This is a genomic window from Mobiluncus porci (assembly GCF_009695935.1).
In the GTDB taxonomy this organism is placed as follows: Bacteria; Actinomycetota; Actinomycetes; order Actinomycetales; family Actinomycetaceae; genus Mobiluncus; species Mobiluncus porci.
Genome location: NZ_VUMY01000008.1, coordinates 21,668 through 47,391 on the forward strand (window position 1 = coordinate 21,668; position 25,724 = coordinate 47,391).

The 25,724-nt window shown below is 55.4% G+C and carries 22 protein-coding genes and 1 tRNA gene; 15 read left to right on the forward strand and 8 right to left on the reverse strand.

The window, feature by feature from the left end:
- Positions 1 to 6 precede the first annotated feature (6 nt).
- The 3 genes from pyrE (at position 7) to FYJ63_RS05485 (ending at position 2,437) form a co-directional block, all read left to right on the forward strand.
- A complete protein-coding gene (gene pyrE / locus FYJ63_RS05475; protein WP_277027095.1) occupies positions 7 to 576 on the forward strand; it encodes an orotate phosphoribosyltransferase in 570 nt (189 codons plus the stop codon).
- 120 nt (positions 577 to 696) lie between these two features.
- Positions 697 to 1,722, forward strand: coding sequence for a class II fructose-bisphosphate aldolase (gene fbaA, locus FYJ63_RS05480; protein ID WP_277027098.1), 1,026 nt, complete (start codon positions 697 to 699; stop codon positions 1,720 to 1,722).
- Positions 1,723 to 2,218: 496 nt separating this feature from the next.
- On the forward strand, positions 2,219 to 2,437 hold the full coding sequence (locus FYJ63_RS05485) for a PIN domain-containing protein (RefSeq protein ID WP_154544583.1): 219 nt from the start codon (positions 2,219 to 2,221) through the stop codon (positions 2,435 to 2,437).
- A 7-nt stretch (positions 2,438 to 2,444) separates the two neighbouring features.
- On the opposite strand, the gene FYJ63_RS05490 is transcribed toward FYJ63_RS05485, so the two are convergent.
- The gene (locus FYJ63_RS05490; protein ID WP_154544585.1) at positions 2,445 to 3,221 is read right to left on the reverse strand and encodes an SDR family NAD(P)-dependent oxidoreductase; all 777 of its coding nucleotides are present in this window, start codon (positions 3,219 to 3,221) and stop codon (positions 2,445 to 2,447) included.
- Positions 3,222 to 3,361: 140 nt separating this feature from the next.
- On the opposite strand from FYJ63_RS05490, the gene FYJ63_RS05495 reads away from it, so the two are divergent.
- Complete coding sequence (locus FYJ63_RS05495) at positions 3,362 to 4,222, forward strand: HAD-IIA family hydrolase (RefSeq protein ID WP_154544587.1); 861 nt, start codon at positions 3,362 to 3,364, stop codon at positions 4,220 to 4,222.
- A gap of 108 nt (positions 4,223 to 4,330) precedes the next feature.
- Positions 4,331 to 5,197 carry an exodeoxyribonuclease III gene (locus FYJ63_RS05500; RefSeq protein ID WP_287848568.1) on the forward strand — a complete coding sequence of 289 codons (867 nt, stop codon included), beginning with the start codon at positions 4,331 to 4,333 and terminating at the stop codon, positions 5,195 to 5,197.
- Positions 5,198 to 5,359: 162 nt separating this feature from the next.
- Here the strand turns inward: FYJ63_RS05500 and aceB are convergent, their stop codons facing one another.
- A complete protein-coding gene (gene aceB, locus FYJ63_RS05505; protein ID WP_154544589.1) occupies positions 5,360 to 6,991 on the reverse strand; it encodes a malate synthase A in 1,632 nt (543 codons plus the stop codon).
- A 142-nt stretch (positions 6,992 to 7,133) separates the two neighbouring features.
- Positions 7,134 to 8,423, reverse strand: a complete 1,290-nt coding sequence (gene aceA, locus FYJ63_RS05510; RefSeq protein WP_154544591.1) for an isocitrate lyase — start codon at positions 8,421 to 8,423, stop codon at positions 7,134 to 7,136.
- A 258-nt stretch (positions 8,424 to 8,681) separates the two neighbouring features.
- Here aceA and FYJ63_RS05515 point away from each other — a divergent pair, with 258 nt between their 5' ends.
- Positions 8,682 to 10,226 (forward strand): helix-turn-helix domain-containing protein, encoded by a 1,545-nt coding sequence (locus FYJ63_RS05515; RefSeq protein ID WP_338106835.1) that lies wholly within the window; start codon positions 8,682 to 8,684, stop codon positions 10,224 to 10,226.
- 54 nt (positions 10,227 to 10,280) lie between these two features.
- Here FYJ63_RS05515 and FYJ63_RS05520 read toward each other — a convergent pair whose 3' ends face one another.
- Both FYJ63_RS05520 and FYJ63_RS05525 read right to left on the reverse strand, forming a co-directional pair.
- Positions 10,281 to 11,498 (reverse strand): DUF4032 domain-containing protein, encoded by a 1,218-nt coding sequence (locus tag FYJ63_RS05520; protein ID WP_338106836.1) that lies wholly within the window; start codon positions 11,496 to 11,498, stop codon positions 10,281 to 10,283.
- A 191-nt stretch (positions 11,499 to 11,689) separates the two neighbouring features.
- Positions 11,690 to 12,808 (reverse strand): ABC transporter ATP-binding protein, encoded by a 1,119-nt coding sequence (locus tag FYJ63_RS05525; protein ID WP_154544595.1) that lies wholly within the window; start codon positions 12,806 to 12,808, stop codon positions 11,690 to 11,692.
- Positions 12,809 to 12,995: 187 nt separating this feature from the next.
- Between FYJ63_RS05525 and FYJ63_RS05530 the strand changes: the two genes are divergently transcribed.
- The 9 genes from FYJ63_RS05530 (at position 12,996) to FYJ63_RS05570 (ending at position 22,427) form a co-directional block, all read left to right on the forward strand.
- The gene (locus FYJ63_RS05530) at positions 12,996 to 14,504 is read left to right on the forward strand and encodes a serine/threonine protein kinase (protein ID WP_154544597.1); all 1,509 of its coding nucleotides are present in this window, start codon (positions 12,996 to 12,998) and stop codon (positions 14,502 to 14,504) included.
- Between the two features lie 96 nt (positions 14,505 to 14,600).
- Positions 14,601 to 14,673 (forward strand) — tRNA-Thr (locus FYJ63_RS05535).
- A gap of 28 nt (positions 14,674 to 14,701) precedes the next feature.
- Positions 14,702 to 15,694: a quinolinate synthase NadA gene (nadA, locus tag FYJ63_RS05540; RefSeq protein WP_154544599.1), complete on the forward strand. Its 993-nt coding sequence runs from the start codon at positions 14,702 to 14,704 to the stop codon at positions 15,692 to 15,694.
- Between the two features lie 63 nt (positions 15,695 to 15,757).
- Positions 15,758 to 17,356, forward strand: coding sequence for an L-aspartate oxidase (nadB, locus tag FYJ63_RS05545; RefSeq protein WP_154544601.1), 1,599 nt, complete (start codon positions 15,758 to 15,760; stop codon positions 17,354 to 17,356).
- Positions 17,357 to 17,405: 49 nt separating this feature from the next.
- Positions 17,406 to 18,320 (forward strand): carboxylating nicotinate-nucleotide diphosphorylase, encoded by a 915-nt coding sequence (gene nadC, locus FYJ63_RS05550; RefSeq protein WP_154544603.1) that lies wholly within the window; start codon positions 17,406 to 17,408, stop codon positions 18,318 to 18,320.
- A gap of 104 nt (positions 18,321 to 18,424) precedes the next feature.
- Positions 18,425 to 19,099, forward strand: a complete 675-nt coding sequence (locus tag FYJ63_RS05555; protein WP_287848559.1) for a uracil-DNA glycosylase — start codon at positions 18,425 to 18,427, stop codon at positions 19,097 to 19,099.
- Positions 19,100 to 19,170: 71 nt separating this feature from the next.
- Positions 19,171 to 19,815: a LytR C-terminal domain-containing protein gene (locus tag FYJ63_RS05560; protein ID WP_338106837.1), complete on the forward strand. Its 645-nt coding sequence runs from the start codon at positions 19,171 to 19,173 to the stop codon at positions 19,813 to 19,815.
- 186 nt (positions 19,816 to 20,001) lie between these two features.
- Entirely contained in the window at positions 20,002 to 21,630 is a 1,629-nt protein-coding gene (groL, locus tag FYJ63_RS05565; protein ID WP_154544605.1) for a chaperonin GroEL, read from the forward strand.
- Between the two features lie 281 nt (positions 21,631 to 21,911).
- Positions 21,912 to 22,427 carry a RodZ family helix-turn-helix domain-containing protein gene (locus FYJ63_RS05570; RefSeq protein ID WP_154544607.1) on the forward strand — a complete coding sequence of 172 codons (516 nt, stop codon included), beginning with the start codon at positions 21,912 to 21,914 and terminating at the stop codon, positions 22,425 to 22,427.
- A gap of 90 nt (positions 22,428 to 22,517) precedes the next feature.
- Here FYJ63_RS05570 and FYJ63_RS05575 read toward each other — a convergent pair whose 3' ends face one another.
- The 3 genes from FYJ63_RS05575 to FYJ63_RS05585 form a co-directional block, all read right to left on the reverse strand.
- Entirely contained in the window at positions 22,518 to 22,808 is a 291-nt protein-coding gene (locus FYJ63_RS05575; RefSeq protein WP_154544609.1) for a WXG100 family type VII secretion target, read from the reverse strand.
- Between the two features lie 136 nt (positions 22,809 to 22,944).
- The gene (locus FYJ63_RS05580; protein WP_154544716.1) at positions 22,945 to 23,883 is read right to left on the reverse strand and encodes an HD domain-containing protein; all 939 of its coding nucleotides are present in this window, start codon (positions 23,881 to 23,883) and stop codon (positions 22,945 to 22,947) included.
- Positions 23,884 to 24,071: 188 nt separating this feature from the next.
- On the reverse strand, positions 24,072 to 25,688 hold the full coding sequence (locus FYJ63_RS05585; protein WP_338106838.1) for a sensor histidine kinase: 1,617 nt from the start codon (positions 25,686 to 25,688) through the stop codon (positions 24,072 to 24,074).
- Positions 25,689 to 25,724: the final 36 nt, after the last annotated feature.

Consider the following 25,724-nt stretch of genomic DNA (forward strand, 5'->3'; position numbering starts at 1 on the left):
AGGAGTGTGAAAAACAACGACCCGCAATTGTCTAAACTCGCCGAACTCGTCAAAAAGCTTTCCGTGGTTCATGGCAAAGTGACGCTCGCGTCCGGAAAAGAGTCGAATTTCTATGTTGATATGCGCCGCGCTACCCTGCATCACGAGGCGGCGCCGCTCATTGGTCACGTTATGATTGACCTTCTGGAAGAAAATGGTTTCCCCATTTCGGAGATTGATGCGGTGGGCGGCCTCACGATGGGCGCCGATCCGGTTGCTGCTGCCATGCTCCACGCTGCGGCTTCTCGCGGGCTTGAACTTGATGCCTTCGTAGTCCGCAAGGAAGCCAAAGACCACGGCATGAAGCGCCAGATTGAAGGTCCTGACGTGAGTGGAAAACGGGTTGTGGTCTTAGAAGATACCTCCACCACCGGAGGCTCGCCCTTGCAGGCCGCTGAGGCTTTGCAGGCTGCGGGGGCGGAGATCGTTGCGGTCGCCGTGGTCGTGGACCGAGCCACCGGGGCTAAAGAGAAAATCGAAGCTGCGGGATTCCCGTATTTTGCCGCCCTCCACCTGGAAGACCTCGGTCTTGCCTGAATCAGCGAGACTGATTCTTCATGGTTTCATCCAAATTTCTAGATGCGAATGGGCGGTGAATCCCGTCCAAAAGTGAAAGAATAGAGTCGTCAATCTGACAACAGAAAGAAGGAGTTTACTGTGCCTATCGCAACCCCAGATGTTTACACCGAAATGTTGAAGCGCGCCAAGGATGGCAAATTTGCCTATCCCGCTATCAACGTGACATCTTCTCAAACTTTGACCGCAGCCTTGCAGGGCTTTGCGGATGCAGAATCCGACGGCATCATCCAAGTCTCCGTCGGTGGCGCGGAATACTGGTCCGGATCGACTATCAAGGATCGTGTAGCCGGCTCTCTCGCGATGGCCGCTTACGCCCGTGAAGTCGCTAAGAACTATCCCGTGACGGTGGCTCTCCACACCGACCACTGCACCGAGGACAAGTTGGCTTCTTGGACCGAAGCCCTCATTGACCTGGAGATTGAAGAGGTCAAAGCGGGGCGTCTCCCGTTCTTCCAGTCCCACATGTTCGACGGTTCCTCGATTCCTCTCGACAAGAACCTCGAAGTAGCCAAGCGTCTCTTGCCGAAAGCGGCTGCTGCCAAGACAATTCTTGAGGTAGAAATCGGCGTTGTAGGCGGTGAAGAAGACGGCGTCGTTGGTGAAATCAACGAAAAGCTCTACACCACCACCGAAGACGGCATTAAGACCGTGGAAGCCTTGGGCCTTGGCGAAAACGGGCACTATCTGACCGCCTTAACTTTCGGGAATGTTCACGGCGTTTACAAGCCTGGACACGTGAAGTTGCGTCCGGAAATCCTCGGCACCATTCAGGAAGAAGTCGGCGCTCACTTCAACGCTGGAAGCCGTCCGTTTGACCTCGTGATGCACGGTGGTTCCGGTTCGACTGCCGATGAGATTGCGCTTGCGGTGGCTAACGGTGTCATCAAGATGAACGTCGACACCGACACCCAGTATGCCTTTACCCGTCCGGTCGCCGACTGGATGATGAAGAACTACGAAGGCGTTTTGAAGGTTGATGGCGAAGTCGGTATCAAGAAGCAATACGATCCTCGCGCTTGGGGCAAAGCCGCTGAAGCCGGCATGGCCGCTCGGGTGGTCGAAGCCTGCCAGCGTCTCGGATCTGACGGCACCAAGATGAAGTAGTCGCTTGGCTTATCTTTAGTGGGGATGTCCGGTTTTGGGCATCCCCACTTGGTTTCGCGATGGCGAAAAATACTTAACCATATTTGGTCAAGATGGGTAGTAATAAGTCATGGAGACCGTAAACATCTATGAGGCCAAAACTGAACTCAGCCGGCTTGTGGCGCGGGCTCAGACCGGTGAAACCATAATGTTCGCCCGTCGGTGGTGCCGGCTGCCGTGTTGGGGTCGATTGTTCCGTCACAAAATCCCGTCGTTTTCGATGACCTCACAGGCCACGTGGCTATCCGCGAAGATTTCGATGAGTGGACCGATGCGGACGAACGAATGTGGTTCGGCGAATGAATCTTTTGCTTGACACTCATATTTACCTCTGGATGCGCTCGAACTCGGCGCGTCTCCCGCAGTCTTTTCGGTCGGTGATTCAAGACGGGCGAAATCTCAAGTTTGTTTCTTCGATTTCTCTGGCTGAGATTGCCGCAAAAAAGCCATTGGTAAATTGGACTATGACACGCCGCTCCTGGATAACCTCGCAGCGGTCGGGTTCCAAGAGCTTTCCTTCACTCCCGACCATGCCCGCGAGCTTGAACGCCTGCCGCTGTTGCACCGCAATCTCTTTGACCGGATGTTGATTGCGCAGGCGCGAGTGGAGGAGATGGTTTTCCTAAGCGTAGACAGTCAAACTAAGCAATATAAAGTCAGACAGCTTGCTTCGTAAGGGCCTTTTATTGCCTAAGCGCGCGGGTGAAAAGCTTTGAGCCGAAAAGGACTCGCATGAGCCAGCGAGGCGAGAGGCGTGCCCCCGCCATGAGAATCTTGTACCGGATGGTCGGAGTTACGAGGACTTGGCGGCGGCGGGCGGCCTCAATCGCTTCGGAAACCACTGTTGCTGGTTCCACAAAACCAATCTGGGGCCACACCCCGGCATTCATCCGCGCGGATTCATGGAACTCGGTTTTCATCAGTCCCGGAGCCACCGTCGTCACGGACACACCAGTGCCTTTTAGCTCGGTTGATAGGGATTCCGAGAAGAACCGCACCCAGGTTTTCACGGCCGCATAGGAACCCATCGCGGTATAGGCGGTTGCTGAAGAAACATTCAAGATAACTCCCTTGCCGCGACGAAGCATAGCACGGGCTCCGGCGTGACTCAGACGCGCCAAGGCTCGTCCCATCACCTCTAAGGCCTCGTCCTCACGTTTCCACTCGCCGCTTACAAAGCCTTGTCCGAGACCGAATCCCGCATTGTTGACCAAAACCGCTACCGGACGGGAATCATCCTCCAACCGGCGGATAACCGCATATTGACCGGCTCTGGTGGCGAGGTCTGCGGTCAAAACTTCCGCTTCCACCCCGAGAGTGGTTCGGATTTCCTCTGCGATTCCCTCGAGTTTCTTCTCGCGACGAGCCACCAAAACCACGTTGAGCGGTTCGGCTGCAAACTGCCAAGCGAATTCTTCTCCCAAGCCACTGGAGGCTCCGGTAATTAATGCCCACTTCATTGCTACATCCTTTGTGTTTTCCAGTTTTCTCCCTTAACCTTAAAGGGAAACGCATCATAAGCCAATGTCGGCCTCGTCGGCTGCGCCGGCTGAGTTCGGCGCGTTGGGAGTGCCCCAACGATTAACAGGGGGAAATCAAAATGAAAACAACAATCGCCGACCAGCTTGAAGCCATGATGGATGCCACATTCGGCACCAAAGAACAGCGCGAAAAGGAAATCAACCCACCCAAGAAGGGAATCAAGTACTGGCTCACCGATATGGATGGGGTCTTGGTTCATGAACAGCAGGCCATCCCCGGAGCCGCCGAGTTCCTCCAGGCCCTGCGGGACAACGGGCGTGAGTACCTAGTCTTGACCAATAACTCGATTTTTACACCTCGCGATTTGTCGGCTCGCCTATCCGCCTCCGGCCTCGAGGTTCCCGAGGAGCGTATCTGGACCTCCGCTTTGGCGACAGCCTCTTTCTTGAAAACTCAGTCTCCGAAATCTACCGCCTACGTGGTTGGCGAGGCTGGTCTCACCACGGCCCTTTACCAGGCGGGATATGTGATGACCTCGACCGATCCGGAATATGTGGTTCTGGGGGAGACCCGCTCGTATTCCTTTGATCAAATTGCTACCGCGGTGCAACTCATCATTAAAGGCGCGAAATTCATCGCCACGAATCCGGATATGACCGGCCCCACCAAGGACGGCCCCATTCCAGCTACCGGCGCAATCGCGGCTATGATAACCGCGGCGACCGGTAAGAATCCGTACTTCATTGGAAAACCGAATCCTGTCATGTTCCGCACGGGCTTGAACAAGATCGGCGCGCACTCGGAGGAAACCGCCATGATTGGCGACCGAATGGATACCGATATGCTTGCCGGAGTTGAATCAGGCCTCCACACCTTCCTCGTGTTGACAGGATCGACTCAGTATGAGGATATTGCAAACTTCTCCTACCGTCCCAACGAAGTCATGGAATCCATCGCCGACATCGTAGCGCGAGTTTGAATCTGGGACGACAAAGCACGCCCCCATCGTCCCAAGCGCGTGTTCTCAGGTTTCGCAGTAGCATGAGATAAACTGTGAAAAGCTAAATTTTGTTAAAAGGGAGGCTCGGTGCGTATCGCAACTTGGAATGTGAACTCGATTCGCACGCGTCTCGGGCGTGTCCTGGCTTTTCTGGAACGCCATGACATTGATGTTTTAGCAATGCAAGAAATAAAATGCCGCGTGGATCAGTTTCCCGCTGATGCCTTTAAAACCGCAGGCTATGAGGTGTTCGTAAACGGCAAGAACCAGTGGAACGGCGTGGCTATTGCGGTTCGAACCGGAATCAAGGCGCATCTTCTCGGAATGCAGTTCACGGGAGAGATCCCGCAACCCGAATTTGGTGAACCACCCGCCTTGGAACCTCGAGTTATCGGCGTGAGAGCCGATGGCATCGAATGTTGGTCTCTGTATGTTCCCAACGGCCGAGAGCTGGACGACCCGCATTTCCGCTACAAGCTCGACTGGCTTGATTCCCTGCGCTCCCACGTGGTGTCTCTCCTGGAGACAGACCCGAAAGCGCTGGGGCTGTTTATGGGAGACTTCAATGTGGCTCCGCGAGATGAAGACGTGTGGGATATGGTCGAATTTGAAGGCGCGACCCATGTTTCGGTTCCCGAACGTGAGGCTTTTGCGCGCCTCTTGGCTCCGGGAACACTCCCGGAAGCGGTGACGCTCAGTTTGGAACAATTGAACGAGATTGGAACGGGCAGTACAAAACCGGCGGGCTTGTTTGAAGTAACCCGCGCGAGCGCGCCAGGTTGGACCTATTGGGATTATCAAAAGGCGCGCTGGCGGCGTGACCAGGGGATGAAGATTGATTTTGCCCTCGCCACCCCCGCACTCGCTCCGAAAATCCAGAAAGCCCTTATTGACAAGGAAGAACGCGACGGAGAGAAACCGTCGGATCATGCGCCGGTGATTTTGGATTTTTAATTTGTTGGGCCTGTACCGATTGGTACAGACCCAGCTATTTGGGATACGCCGTTGCGGTCATGCTGCACCACACTGGGGTCAGACCCTTCTGGCTACATTCGCTGTGTTCATTGCGCCAGAGAGGTCTGACCCGGTGGCTTCATCTGACCCGCCGACTACGCCCTACGCCACGTCGTTGGCGTAAACCTGCAAGGTCAAGAAGGTCGGGAAGGTATCGGAAAGCGAGATTTCCCCGAAGAGCTCGGTCGCCCTCTTCAAGCGAGCCAAGCGCGCCTCGTCCCCACTGAGTTCCGCAGCGAACTTGTCGGATTCTTCCTTCAAGAGAGCCTCAACGAACTCGCGGGTGACTTCGCGACCGTCATCGAGCTTCGACTTGTTGTGGACCCACTGCCAAATCTGGGCGCGGGAAATCTCCGCGGTCGCGGCATCTTCCATCAAACCAAAGATACCCACCGCACCGTTTCCGCCGAGCCAGGCCTCGAGGTAACGCAAGGACACGGAAATATTCGTCCGCACGCCTCCTTCGGTGATTTTGCCCGGGGTGGCGGCGACGTTCAACAAATCCTCCGCCTTCACGTCCACCTCAGGACGCTGCTTGGAAATCTGGTTCGGATTCGTGCCGAGCACCTTGTCGAACTCGTCGCGGATGTAGGGAACCATGCCCGGGTGGGCGCACCAAGAACCGTCAAAACCGTCTCCGGCTTCGCGGGCCTTGTCGCCGCGAACCTTCTTCTCAATCTCGGCGTTTTCCGCCGCGTCACGCGACGGAATAAACGCGGACATACCGCCAATCGCGGAAGCCCCACGCTTGTGGCAGGTCTTGACCAGGAGCTCGGTGTAGGCGCGCATCATCGGGGCAGTCATGCCCACATCGGCACGGTCCGGCAAAACGTACTTGGCGCCGGAATCACGGAACTTCTTGATAATCGAGAAGATGTAGTCCCAGCGCCCCGCGTTCAAACCGGCCGAGTAATCGCGCAATTCGTAGAGAAATTCCTCCATCTCGAAAGCGGCCATGATGGTCTCAATCAAGCAAGTCGCGCGAATCGTGCCGTGAGGGATTCCCACGTATTCCTCGGCGTAGGTGAACACGTCAGCCCACAAGCGCGCCTCGCGGTGAGACTCCATCTTCGGAAGATAGAAGTAAGGCCCGCGGCCCTTCTCAATCAAAGTCTTCGCATTGTGGAAGAAGTAAAGACCGAAGTCCACCAAGGCGCCGACCATATTCTCATTGCCGGCCTTGATGTGCTTCTCCACCAGGTGCCAGCCGCGCGGGCGCACCAGCAGCGTCGGCAACTCCTTGATGTCGGAGCTCTTTAGCTCGTAGTGCTTGCCTTCCAGGGAATCGAAAGTAATCGTCCCGGCAATGGCGTCTTTCAGGTTCACCTGGCCACCGATGACGTTCTCCCAGTGCGGGGTGTTGGCGTCCTCGAAGTCTGCCATCCACGCCGCGGCGCCGGAGTTCAACGCGTTAATCGTCATTTTGCGGTCGGTCGGGCCGGTCATCTCCACGCGACGATCCTCGAGGCCGGGGCCGAGCGGTGCGACCTTCCAGGAGTCGTCCTCGCGAATGTCCTTGGTCTCGACCAAGAACTGGGGGAGGCGACCGTTGACCAACTGTTGGCGACGATCGTGGCGGTCACGCAGTAACTCCGCACGACGGCCGGAAAAATTCTCATGCAGTTTCTTCAAAAACTCCAACGCTTCTGGGGTGAGGATTTCATCCTCGCGATCCACAATAACTTCCTTGCCATCCACAATGGGGTGGACGATGTTTACGGGACGTAATTCCATGTTCTCTCTCTTCTCTTTGATAGTGGGAGGCCTCAACGATGAGGTCAAGCCTGATTGGTGTCTAAAAACCCGAGCGGCACCTTGACGGGTTCGCCAGTAGTGCCGCCCGGGTCGTTACGGTTTCATCCTAGACCGGATTGGTTTAGAACTGAGCCTCTTCGGTGGAACCCTTCAACGCCAGGGTGGAGGATTCGGGGTTCACGGTGGTGGAAACCAAGTCGAAGTAGCCGGCGCCAACTTCACGCTGGTGCTTGGTGGCGGTGTAGCCGCGAGACTCGGAGTCGAATTCGGCCTGCTGCAGGCGGACGTAGGCGGTCATGCCTTCGCGAGCGTATCCGTAGGCGAGGTCGAACATGCCGTAGTTGATCTGGTGGAAGCCAGCCAGCGTGATGAACTGGAAGGCGTAACCCATCGCGCCGAGTTCCTTCTGGAACTTCGCAATCTCGTCGTCGGAGAGGTTGGCGCGCCAGTTGAAGGACGGGGAGCAGTTGTACGCGAGCATCTTGTCCGGGTATTCCTTCTTGACGGCTTCGGCAACCTGGCGAGCCAAGGCCGGATCCGGGGTGTTGGTTTCGACCCAGAGCAAGTCCGCGTAAGGAGCAAAAGCCAGCAAGCGGGCGATAACCACGTCGGCGCCCGGAGTGGTGTAGTAGTGACCTTCGGAGGAACGCTCGCCGGTCAAGAAGGGCTTGTCGATCTCATCCACATCGGAGGTGATCAAGTTGGCTCCGAGGGAGTCGGTGCGGGCCACCAACAGGGTCGGCACGCCCTCCACGTCAGCGGCGAGACGAGCGGCTTCGAGGTTGATGATGTGCTGCTGGGTCGGAATCAACACCTTGCCACCCAGGTGACCACACTTCTTCGCGGAGGAGAGCTGGTCCTCGTAGTGCATGCCGGCAGCGCCAGCCTCGATGAGGTGCTTGGCCAGTTCGTAGGCATTCAACGGGCCACCGAAACCGGCTTCAGCGTCGGCGACGATGGGGAGGAAGTAATCCACATCGTTCTTGCCTTCGGAGTAATCGACCTGGTCGGCGCGGACCAGAGCGTTGTTGATGCGCTTGACCATCTTCGGCACGGAGTCGTAGGGGTAGAGGGACTGATCCGGGTAGGTCTCGGAGGCGGAGTTACCGTCGCCAGCAACCTGCCAGCCGGACAGATAGATGGCCTTCAAGCCAGCCTTAGCCATTTCCACCGCCTGGTTACCGGTGATGGCACCAAGAGCGTGGATGTAGTCGTTGTCGTGTAAGCCCTGCCAGAGTTTCTCAGCGCCCATGCGAGCCAAGGTGTGCTCCTGGGTAACCGAACCCTGCAAACGGGCTACCTTGTCGGCGGTATAAGTGCGTTTGACACCCTTCCAACGCGGGTTGGTCTTCCAGTCATTTTCGATTTCCTGGGCGACACGGGAGATACGAGCTTCAGCGGTTTCGGTCATGAGGGGGTTCCTTACTAATCGGTCACTCAACTTCGGGGGGCGGGTTGCAGCTCGTCGTCGAGTGAAAACTTTTGTTATTAAAAGTTTTCAACTTTTCGCGCCTAAAAACAAGGCGAAATCATGTGAAAAAAAAGAAATTTTCACATATAAGAAAAAAATGGTAGCGTAGAAACTAAAATCTTTACTAAAGAAACAAAAATATTCTGTTTTATCGAGATTGAACCGAAATCGACATGAATGAACCAGAGGAGGCGAACTGTGGCTGCTAGTAAGGATACTGATTCAGCTGCACCAACTGCGAAACCATCGCGATCCACCAAGGCGGCTCGTGATGAGATTCCTGCTCCTGTTGAGTCCCCACCCGCGGCGGACGCGGGCATAGATCTCGCCACTTTAGGGGCGCGGATTCGCCATGCTCGCACTACGCGAGGGATGACTTTGACGCAACTTGGTGAAAAGGTTAATCGTGCTACTTCGCTGTTGAGCCAGATTGAAAACGGGAAGCGCGAGCCGCGCCTAAACCTTCTGAACGCGATTGCAACTGCTTTGGGAGTAACTGTAGAGGGGTTGATGAAACCGACTCCACCAACCCAGAGAGCCGCCCTTGAACTGGAACTATCCAGTCGCCAAGACTCTCCGACCGCGCTGAAGCTGGGGATTCCGACAGTGCATATCGGGCCGCGGCTTCCCACCGATGCTCTGAAATCCTTGGTGGCGACACATCGAAAGCTCCAGCAGCTCGTTGAGATTGGGCACGATTCTCCAGAGGCCGCGCGCAAAGCGAATCAGCTACTCCACATTGAAATGCACAACCTGGATAACTATCTTCCTGAGATTGAATCCCTCGCTACGGAAGTGACAGAGGCTACCGGATTCACCGGAGGCCCCCTGGTGCAGTCGGGGGTGGAGGAAATAGCCAACTATCTCGGGTTTTCCATTGTGAAACTCCCTGACCTGCCACGGGGGGCGCGTTCCATTACCGACTTGAAACATCACCGCATCTATCTGTCCAGTTCCGAGGTGCGGGGGCGCGACCAGAGGAACATCGTGTTGCGGGCGCTGGGGGATCAGGCACTCAACCATCCCAAACCGACTTCTTACTACGAATTTTTGCGCCAACGGGTAGAAGCCAATTATTTCGCATCCGCCGTGTTGATGCCCCAGAGCTCTACGGTAAAACAACTGCAAGAAGATAAAAAGCAAAAAGACATCTCCGTATTGGATCTGGCTGATCGGGTGGCGGTGTCTTACGAGACTGCCGTGCACCGGTTCACGAATCTTGCCACCAAACATTTGGGAATTTCGGTTCATTTCCTGCGCGTTGGAACGGACGGTACAATCTACAAGGCGTATGCCAATGATGGCGTGGTTTTTCCGACTCACACTGATGGCTCCATCGAGGGTCAGCTTGCGTGTCGAAAGTTTGGAGCTCGGCAAGTGTTTGAACAACTCGATCCCGCGGCTCCCTATTACCAGTACACCGACACTCCGACCGGAACCTACTGGTCTGTCTCGAAGCAGGAACCCTACCGGGCGGGAGATTTCTCTATCTCCTTAGGGGTTCCTTTCGAACAAGCACAATTTTTCCGCGGTCGTGATACGAATCTTCGGCTGAGTTCGAACTGCCCGGATCCGAATTGCTGCCGCGAACCTTCTTCCGAATTGGCCGCAAAATGGGCTCGGTACGCCTGGCCGAGCGTGAAAGTTCACTCACACATGCTCGCCGCGACCCCGCCGGGAACCTTCCCGGGAGTCGATGACCGTGAAGTGTATGAGTTCTTGGAGAAGCACTCGGCGGATTGAGCAGTTGCTTTTCTGCGGGTTGGAGTGCTCAGTATGCACGGGTTGGAGCGCTGATTATGCGCCGAGAAGAGCCATCTCATCCGGCTTCTCGGGGAGAACCTTGCGGATATAGGACTCGATAGCCTTGTTCAAGGGCACTTCCTGATGCTGGTTCTCGGATAAGAACCAGCGGTGATCGAGCACCTCGTGGAAAATCTGGGCGGGTTCCAGTTTGGCCCGAAGCTCCGGCGGGAGGGCGTCTACAATCGGCTCAAAAACCTCGGTTAGCCACCGGTGCGCCACCAACTCGAGGGGGGCGTCATCCAGATGATTCAAAGCCCGGAAAGCCTGCATATTGTTGATCATGCGCCGCCCCTGATTTTCTTGGACATCGAGGCCAGTCAGGCGCATGACTTGGCGGTGATAGTGGCCGGAATCCACCACTTTGGGTTTCAAAATAATTCGTGTCTTGCCGTCTTTCTCGTCGGTGCGCATCTTGATTTCCCCGACGTCAAAACCGAGATTGTTCAGCCGGTGAATGCGATCCTCCACCCGCCAGCGTTCCGAGGCGGAAATGGTCTCTTCCGAGGTCAGTTCGTTCCACAAGGCGTCGTAGCGTTCCTGAATGAGATTACCGATCTCGATGGCATCGATGGATTCGTCGAGAATGCCACCGGCCTCCAAATCCATGAATTCACCGATGATGTTGGTGCGGGCGATATCGAGGTCATAGGAGCGCTGTCCAAAAGTAAGGCCCTCGGGGTGGAGCTCACCGGTCTCAGCGTCCACAAGGTAGCCGGCAAAAGCCCCAGCATCGCGGCGAAACAGAGTATTGGAAAGGGAAACATCGCCCCAATAAAAACCGGCAAGGTGGAGTCTCACCAGGAGAACTGCGAGCGAATCGATGAGACGGGTAGCGGTTTCGGGGCGCATATTGGTGGAAAACAGGGCTCGATAGGGGAGAGAAAAAGGGAGGTGTTCGGTCACCAAGGCGCTGTTGAGCTCCTCGCCGTTTTGATCCGTTCTTCCCGTGACCACCGCGAGGGGATGCACGGTGGGTTCGCCCAAACGTACCAAGTTGCGGAGCAGCTCATATTCGCGCCGTGCCACTTCCGCGGAAATTTCCTTTACGGCCAAAATACGGTCCTCCAAATTCACGAAACGCACAATATGCCGTGAAATACCATGAGGGAGGGAAGCAATATAGTGTTCCGGCCAGTTTTCCAAGGGAAGATTCCAAGGTAAATCCAGTAAAGACGGTTCGGGAGTTACTGCGGTAAACGAAAGTGTCACAGGGCAATTTTAGTCGAGAAGTAAAGGGAGCTGAAACTGAGTGAGGACAAATAAAACCGGGCGACTCAGAAGCTGGGTCGCCCGGTTTTTCAACCGGCAGGCGGTTGGGTTTGGTGGTGTTGATACCTGCCGATTGAAGGGGTGTTATTGAAAAAGTATGCAGTTTTCGCCAGCCGCGGGGTAGTGAAAACTTACTCCGGGAGGCGCTTGCCATCGGAAACGCTGAACACGTGCTGGCGGCCCGGGTTAATCCTGACCTTCAAAACACTGCCGGGTTTCGGGGCGGTACGCGGCGGGACGCGCACTACCAGGTGGTCATCCGTCACCGAACCAGAGGTTCCAGCAGTATCTCCTTCGAAGTGGCCGTAAACATAGGCATCAGAGCCGAGTTCTTCGGTGACATCAACCACGATCGGCATCACCCCTTCGCCATCATCCGTCGTGATGGAGAGATCTTCGGGGCGGAAACCGATGGTGATTTCACCGTTATCAGAGTCAACCATGGCGGAGCGTTGCGCGGGAGACACTGGCAGAACCGCACCGAATAGTTTAGCGGTTTCGCCTTCTACCTTGAACTTCCTAAGGTTCATGGAGGGAGAACCGATGAAGCCAGCGACGAAGTCGTTGGACGGGTTTTGGTACATTTCGTCCGGAGTGCCGACTTGCTGCAAGATGCCATCTTTCAAAACGGCAATACGGTCGCCCATCGTCAAGGCCTCAGTTTGGTCGTGAGTCACGTAGAGGGTCGTGACACCAAGGTTCCGTTGCAGGGAAGCCACCTGGGTACGAGTCTGGACACGCAGCTTGGCATCCAGGTTTGACAGCGGTTCATCCATCAAGAACACCTGGGGCTTACGGACGATAGCACGACCCATAGCCACGCGCTGGCGCTGACCACCGGAAAGAGCTTTGGGCTTGCGATCCAGGTACTGGGTCAGATCCAGGGTCCTAGCAGCTTCTTCAACGCGCTTGTTGATTTCATCTTTCGGAGTACCCGCAATTTTCAACGCGAAACCCATGTTGTCGCGCACGGTCATGTGGGGGTAAAGCGCGTAGTTCTGGAATACCATCGCGATGTCGCGGTCTTTCGGTTGGACATCGGTGACATCTTTATCGCCAATGAGGATGCGCCCCGCATTAACTTCTTCCAAACCTGCCAGCATCCGCAGCGAGGTAGATTTACCACAACCAGAGGGTCCTACCAAGACGAGGAATTCCCCGTCCTTAATGTCTAAATCCAGGGAGTCAACTGCGGGAACAGTAGATCCTGGATAGATACGAGTGGCTTTATCAAAGGTAACAGTAGCCATGATTCAATAATCCCTTCACCGGCAGGTACGTGCCGGACGTTCCGAGTAAAAGGTTCCAGGCTTGGAGAGTTTCGGCTCCTTTGCCGGACGTCGACGTTTTCGACTCAGTCCATTGTGCCAGAAACTAATGGAAAATACACAGTTTTCGGAAAAACATTTTTCTATGCCCGTTAGGTATCCTGAAGTTATGACGAATTCGCGCCATCAAGTCGGCGATGTGGTAGGGGGCTATGTTCTGGAACGCCGCCTGGGGAGCGGTGCTTCTGCCACAGTTTATTTGGCTAAAGATGGGGGCGGGGAACCGGTGGCTTTGAAACTGCTCAATCCCGGGGCTAGTTTAGGTGAGAGAGAAGACTCCGATGAAGGGCCGGGACGCAGGCGTTTACGTAGCGAGGCTTTGGCTCTCTCAAAACTTGATATTCCAGGAATCGCGCATGTTTCTGACCTGGAGGTCGATGGGGTAGAAGCCTTTTTGGTGACGGAGTATATTCCCGGACCCACCTTGGAAGAAGACGTCCATACCAGCGGTCCGTGGTTACGGGAGGATGTCTCCGAAATTGCTGGACTACTGAGTGATACCCTCACCGCCGTCCATGCCCGCGCAATCTGTCACCGAGATATCAAGCCCGCCAATGTCATCCTTGGACCGAATGGTCCAGTTTTGATTGACTTCGGAATTTCCTTCGCTTCAGGGGCTCAGCATTTGACTCAAACCGGCCTGGTGGTGGGGACACCTGGTTTTATCTCCCCAGAAGTTATCAACGGCAAGGCTTATGATTTCGCCGATGATTGGTGGGCTTTAGCTACGACATTACTGTTCTTACTCACGGGACGACCACCTTTTGGGGCTGATTCCCAAGTGATCCAGATTTCACGAGTCCTGGCTGGAAATCCCGATGTGTTGGGGTTGGATGAGGACTTGGCGGAAGTGTTTCGGGAGGTGCTTGCTCCTCAGGAAAAAGGGCGTGGAGAGTTCCCGATGCTTTTGGAGGCCTTGGAACGCGTTCCAGAAATCTCTCCGACCCGAGTTCAAGATTTTACTGATTGGTACAGCCTTGGGAGTGAGGGGTCTTCCAATGGTGAAACCGAGGTTCTACACGGCAGGTTTTTCCCCGAGACGGTTGAGGCAAATCCAGAAGCTTTTGAATCTGGCAACGAGGAAAATCTCGAAGAATCGGTAGCGCTAGAGGAGCCAAGGGCGGTGCCTTTTACTTTCTTGGCGCTGAGCTTGGCGTGGGCCTCTTGGGTGCCGCACAGTGAGATTGTGGCGGGTGTGGTCGCGGTAGCTGCGATTTGGGTGGCGGCAACAGCGGGATGGCACCGGCAAGCGCGGCGAAAGATACTCTCGATACCAGCGGTTTTTGTGAAGGGGCTGATCTCGGGTCTCCCGGGAATGGTGGGGATTTTGGTGCCTCTGGTCGCGAGTTATGGAATCGGAAATGGGGCGGAAGTGATATTCCCTGACGGGTGGCCGGGTAGTTTTGAGATTTTTGGAACGGTTGTTACACAATCGTGGCTAGCGAGAATAGTGATTGCGTGGTTTTGCGCCTGTGTGCTGTGGATTCTTCCCGCGTTCGCGCCGATTCGAACCGGAGCCCGCAGTGTGATTCGAGCGTTTTTCCCGAGAATCTGGGCTCGCGCTCTCCTGGTTCTCCTCGCCCTGGGGGCAACACTCGCCGCGCTAATCCTTTCCTGAAACGATGGGGTCGTGCTTTGCCGTTTCAAAAAGAGAACCGATGCTGCCCTATCGCTTTGGCAATAAAAGCACATCTGTGCCAAAATTGGGGAAACCGCCACTTTAGCTCAGTTGGTAGAGCACCCGCCTTGTAAGCGGACGGTCAACAGTTCGAGTCTGTTAAGTGGCTCGATGCACAATTAGATAGGGAGTTGCAGATGAACACTCGCACTGATGAGAAAACCAAAGCACTGCAGGAAAAGATTCGTGAGCTAGCCGCACGAAAAGATGCCGTGATTCTTGCCCACAACTATCAGTCTCCCGAGGTCCAAGACGTGGCTGATTTCACCGGTGACTCCTTGGCATTGTCCCGCTTGGCTGCTGATTCTTCCGCCGGAACAATCATTTTTGCGGGGGTGCATTTTATGGCGGAAACTGCGAAGATTCTCTCCCCACAGAAGCGAGTCTTGATTCCGGATGCCACGGCAGGGTGTTCCTTAGCCGATTGCATTAATGCAGACCAACTGCGAGCCTGGAAAGCGGAACATCCCGGCGCAGTGGTGGTGAGTTACGCTAACACCACTGCTGAGGTCAAGGCGGAAACTGATATTTGCTGTACTTCGGCAAACGCCGTTGACGTCGTAAACTCTATTCCCGCGGACCAGGAAGTCTTATTCTGTCCCGACCGCAACTTGGCAGCTCACGTGAAGCGGGTGACAGGTCGAGAAAACCTGGTGATTTGGGACGGAGCCTGTCACGTCCACGCCGAGATGACTCCGGAGATTCTCATGGATCGGATTCTGGCAGAACCTGAGGCTGAGGTCTATATTCACCCTGAATGCGGTGGCACCCAGGCGGCAGTGGATCTCATTGAAGAGGGGAAGCTCGACAAGGATAAGGTCAAGATTCTTTCCACAGGTGGCATGATAGTCGAAGCACGAAAGGCTCCTGCTGGAACCAGAGTTTTGATGGCTACCGAGGTTGGAATGCTGCACGCCTTGCGCAAAGCCAATCCCGATGCCACTTTCGAGCCCTTGAAAGCCGACGCCAAGTGCCCCTTCATGAACCAGACCACCCTGGATAACCTGGTGACCTGTCTGGAAACAGGAAAAGACGAAGTTTTTGTAGATCCTGAAATCATCGAAAAGGCTCGAGCCAGCGTCGAACGCATGATCAGCATCGGTAAAACTGCCCAGCCTTTGAAACACTAAACCGTTGGGGCGTGTCTCCTGACACAAGACAAATAACCGAGTCCTCATCCGAAGAAGGCGATCATGGAAGCGAAATGGACTGCAACCACCCCGGTTCTAGTGGTGGGGTCCGGTGCTGCGGGACTAACGGCAGTAATTAACCTGATTTATGCCGGTATAGATACGGTTGTGGTGACCAAATCCGATCTCACCGCCAGTTCAACTGACTGGGCGCAAGGGGGACTTGCCGCCGTGTGGGATCCTGGGGATTCCCTCGAAGCACATGTCCAGGACACGCTGGTGGCAGGCGCGGGATTGTGCGTGGAGGCATCAGTGCGCACTTTGGTTCAGGAGGCTCCGAAGGCTCTCGAATGGATGATGAGTATCGGCGCACGTTTTGATCGCGGGGACAATGGTGAAATCGATCTCCATCTTGAAGGGGGCCATTCTGCCAGGCGCATCCTGCACTCCAACGGCGATGCTTCAGGTCACGAGATTGAAATTACTTTGGCTAAGAACGTGGCTGCCATGGACGGAGCCACCTGGAATACTGGCGGTCAAGGCTCGTTGAAAGTTTACGAAGATTGCGAACTGTGCGATGTTCTTGTTGATACCAGTGGGCGGACTTGCGGAGCAACCGTATTAAGCGAAACTAGAGGCTTCGGGGTAATTTCGGCCACCGCGGTAATCCTCGCTACTGGCGGAATTGGCCAGTTGTGGAATGCCACCACGAACCCAGAGGTTGCCAACGGGTCGGGATTGGCCGCGGCTTTGCGCGCGGGGGCAACGGGGCGAGACTTGGAGTTCATGCAATTCCATCCCACCATTTTTGTACCGCCCGTTAAAGTTCCGGGCGATCGCGGTGTCCTGGTTTCCGAAGCTGTCCGCGGTGAGGGAGCTTTCCTTGTTGATGGCGCCGGAAATCGGGTGATGGAAGGCGTGCATCCCCTGAAAGATCTCGCTCCTCGAGACGTGGTTTCGGCCGCAGAACAGGAATACATGATGGCTCACGGATTGGACCACCTGTTCCTAGATGCCACTGACTTTGGGGAAAAGAAATGGAAAGAAAAATTTCCGACCATTTATGAGTTGGTGAGCGAACGCGGCGTTGACCCGATTGTTGAGCCCATTCCGGTTCGTCCCGGGGCTCATTATTATTGCGGGGGTATTGCCACTAGCATGAGCGGGGAAACGCGCGTTCCCGGGTTGTATGCCATTGGGGAAGTTGCCTGTACTGGTGTTCAAGGAGCCAACCGTCTAGCCTCGAATTCCTTGACGGAAGCACTGGTCATGGGGAATCTCGTTTCGAAGCAGCTCGCTTTGAGTGATCTTCCGAAACTGTGCCAGCATCCTGCCGGACAGCCCGCGAAGATTCCTGAACCCGTGTTTATTGAATCCGAAGTCTTATTGGCCATTCAAAAGATCATGAGTCGCGATGTGTCGGTTTTGAGAGAGCGCAAGGGCTTGGAACGGGCGGTACAAGAACTTGCTGAACTGCCAGCCGCGCAGACTATCGTTGCGCGTGCGCTGGTGAGCGCAGCGCTGACTCGGGAGGAATCCCGCGGAACTCACCGCCGCCTAGACTTCCCCGAGCGGCGAGAGGAATGGGTGAAACACTTAGATGTAAGCCTCGCTGGAAAAGATCGACTTGAAATCGAAATCACTCAAAGTGTGGCCAATTAATAAATGACATTTTTGCTCTATCCCGAAGCTCGCAAAAGAGAGGAAACCAATGAGTAAATTGACGATTCCAGGAGAAATCGTAGGCTCCATCGAGGAGGCTGGCCTCAACGTGAATAAGGTCGTGAAGGTTATCCGTCGCGCTTTGAAAGAAGACCTGGCCTATGGTCCTGACGCGACAACAGACGCGATTTTTGACCCCGCAATCATGGTGAATGCCAAGATGGTGGCACGCGCCGAGGGACGTATTGCCGGAGTTCCGGTGGCGGCTGCGGTTCCCTTCGTTTTGGCGAACCTGCAAGAAACCGTCGCGGAGATAACGGTATCGATACTGAAAACGGATGGAGAAAGGGTCGAGCGCGGAGACGTGATTCTCGACATCACCGCTCCGGCGCGCATTATGCTCACTGCCGAGAGGACCTTGCTGAATCTTGCCAGTCAGCTCTCCGGCGTGGCGACGCATACGGCGAAATTCGTGGACGCCATCGCTGCTGTACCAGGTGGTACAAAAACGCGGGTGCGAGACACCCGCAAAACCATTCCCGGATTGCGGGTGTTGCAAAAATACGCGGTGCGCTGTGGCGGGGGAATGAATCACCGCATGGGCCTCGGGGACGCGGCGCTCATTAAAGACAATCACATTGCAGCCGCTGGTTCTTTAACCGCAGCAGTTGCTGCGGTTCGGTCCGGTTTCCCGAGTCTCCCTCTCGAAGTTGAATGCGACACCTTGGAACAGGTTCGCGAAGCCGCCGACCTCGGCGTGCACCTCGTGCTACTGGACAATATGAGCCCCGACATGATGCGCGAAGCGGTCGCCATCACTGCTCCAGAAGGTGTCAAAACCGAGGCTAGCGGAGGGCTTACGCTTCAAGATGCCGCCGCGGTTGCTGCGACCGGAGTGGACTTCATCTCCATCGGAGCCCTCACACATTCTTCCCCCATCCTCGACCTCGCCCTCGATATGTAAAAGTCCGGAAATTTTGCCACTTTATCGACTTCTATTTTTCCTTTAGAAATCGTAGATGCGTAAGATGCCGCGTTTCAGTGGCGGTCATGAACTAAGGTGGAGGCGTGACGAGCAGTTTAGACAAAATCATGGCGCCGGATTGGGCTGAGGCGATGCGTCCGGTGGAGGCACAGATCCATGCGATGGGGGATTTCTTACGCACGGAGAACCTGGCGGGACGCGGATATTTTCCCGCCGGTAACCTGGTTTTTAATGCTTTCACGCGACCGATGGCTGAGGTGAAAGTGCTTATTGTGGGTCAAGATCCCTATCCCACGCCGGGACATGCCATGGGGCTGTCATTTTCTGTAACGCCAGGTACAAAATTTCCGAAATCTCTGGTCAATATTTTTAAAGAACTGGTTGATGATTTGGGAATCGAGCAGCCAACTTCCGGAGATCTCACTCTTTGGGCGGAACAAGGCGTCATGCTCATGAACCGCGCGCTTACCGTCCAGCCTGGCGCGCCAGCCAGCCACCGCGGCAAAGGCTGGGAGTCCATTACGGAATTCGCTATCCGTGCCTTGGCGGCGCGACCCAAGAAACCTCTGGTGGCAATCCTGTGGGGCAATGATGCCAGGCGCACGAAAGAGTTTATGCCTAACGTTCCCGCAATTGAATCGGTCCACCCCTCGCCTTTGTCGGCTTCGCGAGGATTTTTCGGGTCGCGTCCGTTTAGTCGGGCGAATGCGCTGCTGGCTGAGCAAGGGGCGGATCCGGTGGATTGGCGGTTGCCTTAGGGGCTACGCGATTTAGAGGCGTCGGGCGTGGCAAACAGCGGGGAGGCGCGGTTCTCGGCTAGTTTTAATATGTGAGTGAAGCGCAGTATCCAGAGGATGAATTCGACCGGATCGGGAAGAGGTTGCCCCGCGGGGCGCACCGTCCCGGGCAGCCCTGGTGGTACGGTTTCTTGCCGTTTGTGATAGCCATTATTGCAGCGCCACTGCTAGCTTGGGCTCTCCTGCTGCTATTGGGATCCCATCCGGCGAGCACCAACACCGGCGCTGAACCATCCAATCCGGCCCCCACCACGAGCGATACTGCGAGGCCGAATGAATCAGTCGGCCCCGGCGAAACTGTGGCAGGCAATGAAAACTCGGTAGGAACTGGCGATACCGCCACTCCCAGTGAAACCGCTACTTCTCCAAGCGCCACAGCTTCTCCCGCAGAAACACCTGCCGCTGACAAAGTTGATAAGGCCACGTCCGTTTCCGTTTTGAATGCTTCGGGAATAAACGGCTTAGCCGCTAAGACTAAAGATAAAATCGCCGCCAAGGGCTATTCGCAGGTGGTTGCCGAGAACTTTACCGGCACAAAACCGAAACAAAACACTATCTATTATCCGGCTGCCTCCGAGGCTGAAGCGAAGGAAATCCAGCAAGTTCTCGGTATCGACATGATTGTTCCTCGCGAGGATGTTACCGGTGTGAGGGTTGTGCTGGTAGGGAGCCTCTAAACTTCGTAAAACTTGCACTCTAGGGGTGAGAGTGCCAAGATTGAGTTAGCACTCGAACTAGTCGAGTGACAAAACTGATGGTGAACGAGGTTAAGATTCCGCCGGAGAAAGGAACCGGTAGGTCGAAACCGTCCGTCGCGGGCGTTTCCATCACCGCAATACTTACTCAAGCGGAGGTTGAACTAAATGGCAAAGATGATTGCCTTTCAAGAAGAGGCTCGTCGCGGCATGGAACGCGGCTTGAACCTGTTGGCTGACACCGTGAAGGTCACCTTGGGGCCCAAGGGCCGTAACGTGGTGTTGGAAAAGAAGTGGGGCGCTCCCACAATCACGAACGATGGCGTGTCCATCGCGAAAGAAATCGATCTCGCCGATCCTTACGAAAAGATTGGTGCTGAACTGGTTAAAGAGGTCGCCAAGAAGACTGACGACGTGGCTGGTGACGGCACGACGACCGCTACGGTTTTGGCTCAGGCTATCGTCAAAGAAGGCCTGCGCAACGTGGCAGCCGGCGCGAACCCGATTGCTTTGCGCCACGGCATTGAGAAGGCCGTTGATACAGTAGTGAAGCGCCTTCTGGATGATGCCGTCGAGGTGAAAACCAAGGACCAGATCGCTGCTACCGCTTCTATTTCTGCTGGCGATGAGCAAATCGGTGAGATGATTGCCGAGGCTATGGAGAAAGTCGGCGATGAGGGCGTTATCACCGTTGAAGAATCCAACACTTTCGGTTTGAACCTGGAAGTTACCGAAGGTATGCGCTTTGACCGCGGCTACATTTCCCCCTACTTCGTGACCGACACGGATCGTCAGGAATCCGTCCTGGAGGATGCCTATGTCCTCTTGGTGGATCACAAGATCACCACGATCAAGGACCTGGTTCCGCTGTTGGAAAAGATTATGCAAGCCGGTAAGCCTCTTGCAATCGTGGCTGAAGACGTCGAAGGTGAAGCCCTGGCAACCCTCGTCGTGAACCGGATTCGTGGCGCTCTGAAGACTGTCGCTGTCAAGGCTCCGGGCTTTGGCGATCGTCGTAAGGCCACCTTGCAGGATATGGCGATTCTGACCGGAGGTCAGGTCATTTCCGAAGATGTTGGTCTCAAACTCGAAAACGTCGGCATTGAGATGTTGGGTACCGCCCGCAAGGTGGTCGTGACCAAGGACGATACCACCATTGTTGACGGCGGTGGCGATAAGGACGCTTTGGCTGCTCGCATCAAGCAACTGCGTCAGGAAATCGAGAAGACCGATTCTGATTATGACCGTGAGAAGCTTCAAGAGCGTCTCGCTAAGCTCGCCGGCGGCGTGGCTGTCATCAAGTCTGGTGCGGCAACCGAAGTGGAGCTGAAAGAACGTAAGCACCGCATCGAAGACGCGGTTCGCAACGCCAAGGCTGCCAAGGAAGAGGGACTCGTCCCCGGTGGCGGTGTGGCGCTGATTCAGGCCGCTAAAGAAGCCTTCCAGGATTTGAACCTCCAGGGTGATGAGGCTACTGGCGCCAAGATTGTTGAGGTGGCTGTGGAAGCTCCGCTGAAGCAAATCGCTATCAACGCAGGTCTCGAGGGTGGAGTTGTGGCTGAGAAGGTTCGCAACCTCCCCAAGGGTGAGGGTCTGAATGCCCAGACTGGCGAATACGAAGACCTGCTGGCCGCTAAGGTGGCTGATCCGGTCAAGGTGACGCGCTCGGCTCTGCAGAACGCCGCTTCGATTGCGGCGTTGTTCTTGACGACCGAGGCCGTGGTGGCCGATAAGCCCGAGCCTCCGGCTCCGGCTCCGGCAGCAGGCGCTGGCGACGAAATGGGCGGCATGTACTAAACCGCTTAGATAACTCCATACTTTCGGGGCGACTCAGAATTGTCTGGGTCGCCCCGAATTGTTAGGACAAAGCGCTGGATGTTTGCCGCGCTAAACCTTGAAATTACCGAAAAAAATCATCAAAAAAGCCTAATGTAATCTGAGTGCTTACCGATAGATATGGTTGCGGGTACAATGGAAACCGTAAGGAAAATGAAGTTTTTCTTCAAAATACGCGAAAAAAGGGATTTCTGAGCCTGGAAAACGCTGAAGGGAAACTCAAAGAACTAAGGCAGGATGCGATGAGGCGGTTAGTGATTGCAGCGGTGGCGCTGGCGCTGGGATTTTTCTTCACTCCGCTGGCGGGTGCCGCCACGGTATCCCCGTCCCCCGAGGCCACTCAGGGGGAAGCCGGTTCAGCCATGGAATATGTTCAACTTGACACCCTAGCGGGCGGTCCCAAAACCGATGCCTCTCCAACTCCCGCGGTTCCCTCAAATCCTCAGTCAGAGACACCGCCGAATGCCAATCTCGGATCTGATTTGTCTGTGCCTGCCGGTCCTGAGGTCATCAATCCGGCTCAGCCAAAGATTGATTCCGGAATCGTGCCCCAGTCTCCGCAGAGCGCCGCTAAAGGAGCCGTCTCTCAAATCGACCCCAACGCGCCTCGCGCCTTTGTGGCTTCTCCAATTGACTCCATTCCCGGGGTGGTTTCTTTCGTGCTTATCCTGGCGCTTTGCGTGGGTTCTGGCGTGGGAGCGGCCCTGGTCATCTCCTGGATTACTGGAAAGAAAATCGACCTGGGATTGGCGCGGTAACACTGCCAAGATTCCAAATAAAACGCTTCACGGAAGGCATCAGCCTTCCGTTTGGCGTTTTATAGACCCTTTGTTGAGTCCCAAAACCACCTAAGCCGTAGCAAACAAAGAGGCGGCGGTAGTTTCAGCCTGAGCGTAGGTCTGGGAAGCCGTGTCGAGCTGGAGCCCAATCTGTCGGAGGTTATCCTCGACCGTGGCCTGAGTGGCCCGCCATTGCTGCGCTAAAGACTCAAAAGCGCCCGAGGCATTGCCCGTCCAGGTGGATTGCAGATTGACGAGATTCGCCATCATGGCTGAGACTTGAGCGCTGACTTCCTCGGCGCAGGCACGAGTTTGGCTGGCGGCGAGCGCAACGGCTTCGCTGTCTACTTGAAATTGCATGAGTGTTCTCCTTTGGTTGTAACAAATGGAAGCCGACGTGACTCCCTGGAATCCAACCTAGGGACTGTCTCCCCCCGCGCCTAACGGAGAAAAGTTTCCCTGTGAATTGAGGCCTTAATTTGCAATTGTGGAAAACTCACTGTGCATTGTCAGACATGGGTTTAATCGTCATTTCATCTGACTTTAAAGCTTTCATAACCAGGGTATCCATAACCTCTTCCACATTCTCCAAGGTGGATCCCAAGTCCGCCTCATCGGTGGGGGCATAGGGATTGATATCGCCCGCAATCTTCGAATCTTCCGCCTCATCCGTCTCCGAGATAACTTCGAAGGAACCTGAGTCCAGTCCAGGTGCGGGCAAAGTGGAGGCACTCGGCTCGGGAGGCGGAGGTAGCTCAGAGACATTTACCTTGTGGAGCCGAGACTGCTCCGCGAGAAGGTTCTCTCTGGCCTGTTCCTCCCAGGTGGCTGCCGTGTGAGTATAGAACAGCTGGGGGCGCGCTAGCAGGCTCTCCACAATCTCCAGACGGGTTTCCACAAAACGCTCGTTGGAGTATGCCCGATATTCTTCACGTATTGCCTGCAGGTAGTCAAGATATTCTTCCGGATCCGCAGACAAGATTGCCAAATCGGCATCGCAGAGGACCTGGGAATCAATGTCTTCGGTGGCCTTATGTCGGTACAAGCTCTCGATGAGAGCCACAATGATGTCTACTTTTTCAGGAGGCAACCCTAGGAAAGTCAATCGGTTCTGGGCCAGTTTGGCGGATTCCATGATGTTGATCCCGCCCTCGCTGCGTTCCACTGCCGCCTCGGAAACATCAAAAACCGCCCCGTGAAACCACACTGCCAAGTGTAAGGCGTCGATATCGCGAGCCTGCTCAGCCAGGAAATCGACGTTTTCGAGGGTGTCCTTCAGGTGGGTGAGATTATGGAAACAGCGCTCGGGAGCCGACCAGACTGTCGCCAAATCTCGAGCCTGTTGTTCTTCTGCTTCGCGCGACGCGCTGGCACCCAAATTGGCGCAGGCACGGGCAAAACCTGAAATCAGCCAAGCCGGAATCGTTTCGGCCATACTCACATCATTCCTTCGGGAGCCTCTTGTGAATGTCCGCTTCCGGTCATTCAGGCAACCCCGTAAGTATATATCGGATAGGGAATTCTTAGGAATTCGATGGCGAAAATCCACTGGGAGCATTTTGAAGTCAAGAAACGATCCCTCTGTGGAAAACGTTTCCTCCATCGGGAAGCCGACTAGAAAGATTAGGAGCGGGGCGGTGGGGGAGGCGGGGGCATTACTTTAGTTTTCTTCCCGCTGTTTCCGCTTTCGGCCACCACGTGCGCCGCTTGGCAGGGCACCTTGATCCGCACGGTGGCACCGCCTCCCGGAGTGGTCAACATGGCCACGGTTCCGTTGTGGGCGGAGACGATACCGGAGACAATGGCGAGGCCGAGGCCGGTGCCGCCGGTGGTGCGAACCCGTGAGGCATCGGCGCGGAAGAAACGCTCGAAGACCTTTTCCGCATTTTCGGGATCAACCCCGGGCCCATGGTCGCGCACCTCAATAACCGCGCAACGCTGGTAGGCCGGGATTTTCGAGGCTTCCGCCACGCGGAGATTTCTTCCGGTTTCATCCGGCCACATCCGATATCCCACCGCGATTTCAATGGCGGTTCCCGGCGGAGTATGTTGGCGTACATTGGATAGCAAGTTGGCAATGACCTGGGAAATCTTTTCGGAATCAACCACGGCATAAACCGAAAAAACATCCTCCAGCTCCTCGTTTTCCAAGTTGAGAAGCGCGACGGGACGATCCGGATCGATGACGGCCTGATCGGAAAGGGAATTGCGGGCAAGGGCGGTGATATCGGTACGTTCAAACACCATCGGGCGGTGCTCGTCCAAACGCGCCAAGGTTAGCAAATCCTGGACCATATTCCCCATGCGGGTGGCCTCGGATTCGATTCGGGCCATCACCTCGGCTTGCCGCTCCGGCCCGACCCCTCCCATGCGGGAGAGCTCGGCATAGCCGCGGATGGCGGCGGTCGGGGTGCGCAATTCGTGGGAGGCATCAGAAACGAAACGACGCATTTTCCGCTCCGAGAGCTCCACCGCGGAAAAGGCCTGTTCCAAGTGGGAAAGCATGACGTTCAACGAGTTGGAAAGCGAACCCACCTCGGTTGTTGTCGGCGCGGGCGGAATACGTCTCGTGAGATCGCCCGCCGCAATCTTGTTGGCGACGTTTTCAATCTGGTGTAGAGGTCTAAAGGCGCGTCCCACCAGGTAGTTTGTTAGTAAAGTACCCACCAAAGCGATAATCAGAGTCGAAATCGTTACGGTAAAAGTCACTGCTTGGAGCATGTTCTTTTGCGGAGCCATCGACAGACCCACCGTTACTGCCCCTGCCACCTCTTTGTTCTGAGTCAGCATGATGGAAAGAATGCGCCAGTTTTGTCCCTCTTTCGTGGATGGAACCGTAGTCCCGGGCATGACTAGGGAAGACGCGGTAGCGATGGAAGGAATCTCTTCCTCTGTCGGAAGGGAATCAAAAGTGGGAACTCCGGCCTCGCGTTTGGTGGTGTCCGTAACGAACTCGCGGTCTTTGCGGTTCACATTCTTCATGTAGTGCACATAGACGTAGTAGTCATTAGGCAGCATCTTATAGAGCTGGGTGTAGTCCTCGAGGTTCGCAGCATTCGGGCCGAGAACCCGAGCGGCCGCGGAAAGCTGGGCGTCTTGCTGATTCGTGAGGTAGGTACTTAGTGACACCACCGTAACCACCCCACCCGTTGCCAAAGCAAACAGGATAGAGAGCGCAAACAGAACCGTCAACCTGGTCGTTAAGGCCAGGGAGTTCCACATCTTTGCCGGCGCACGCACGAGCCGTCTCCCTAAAGTGTTCGGACTATGAAAACG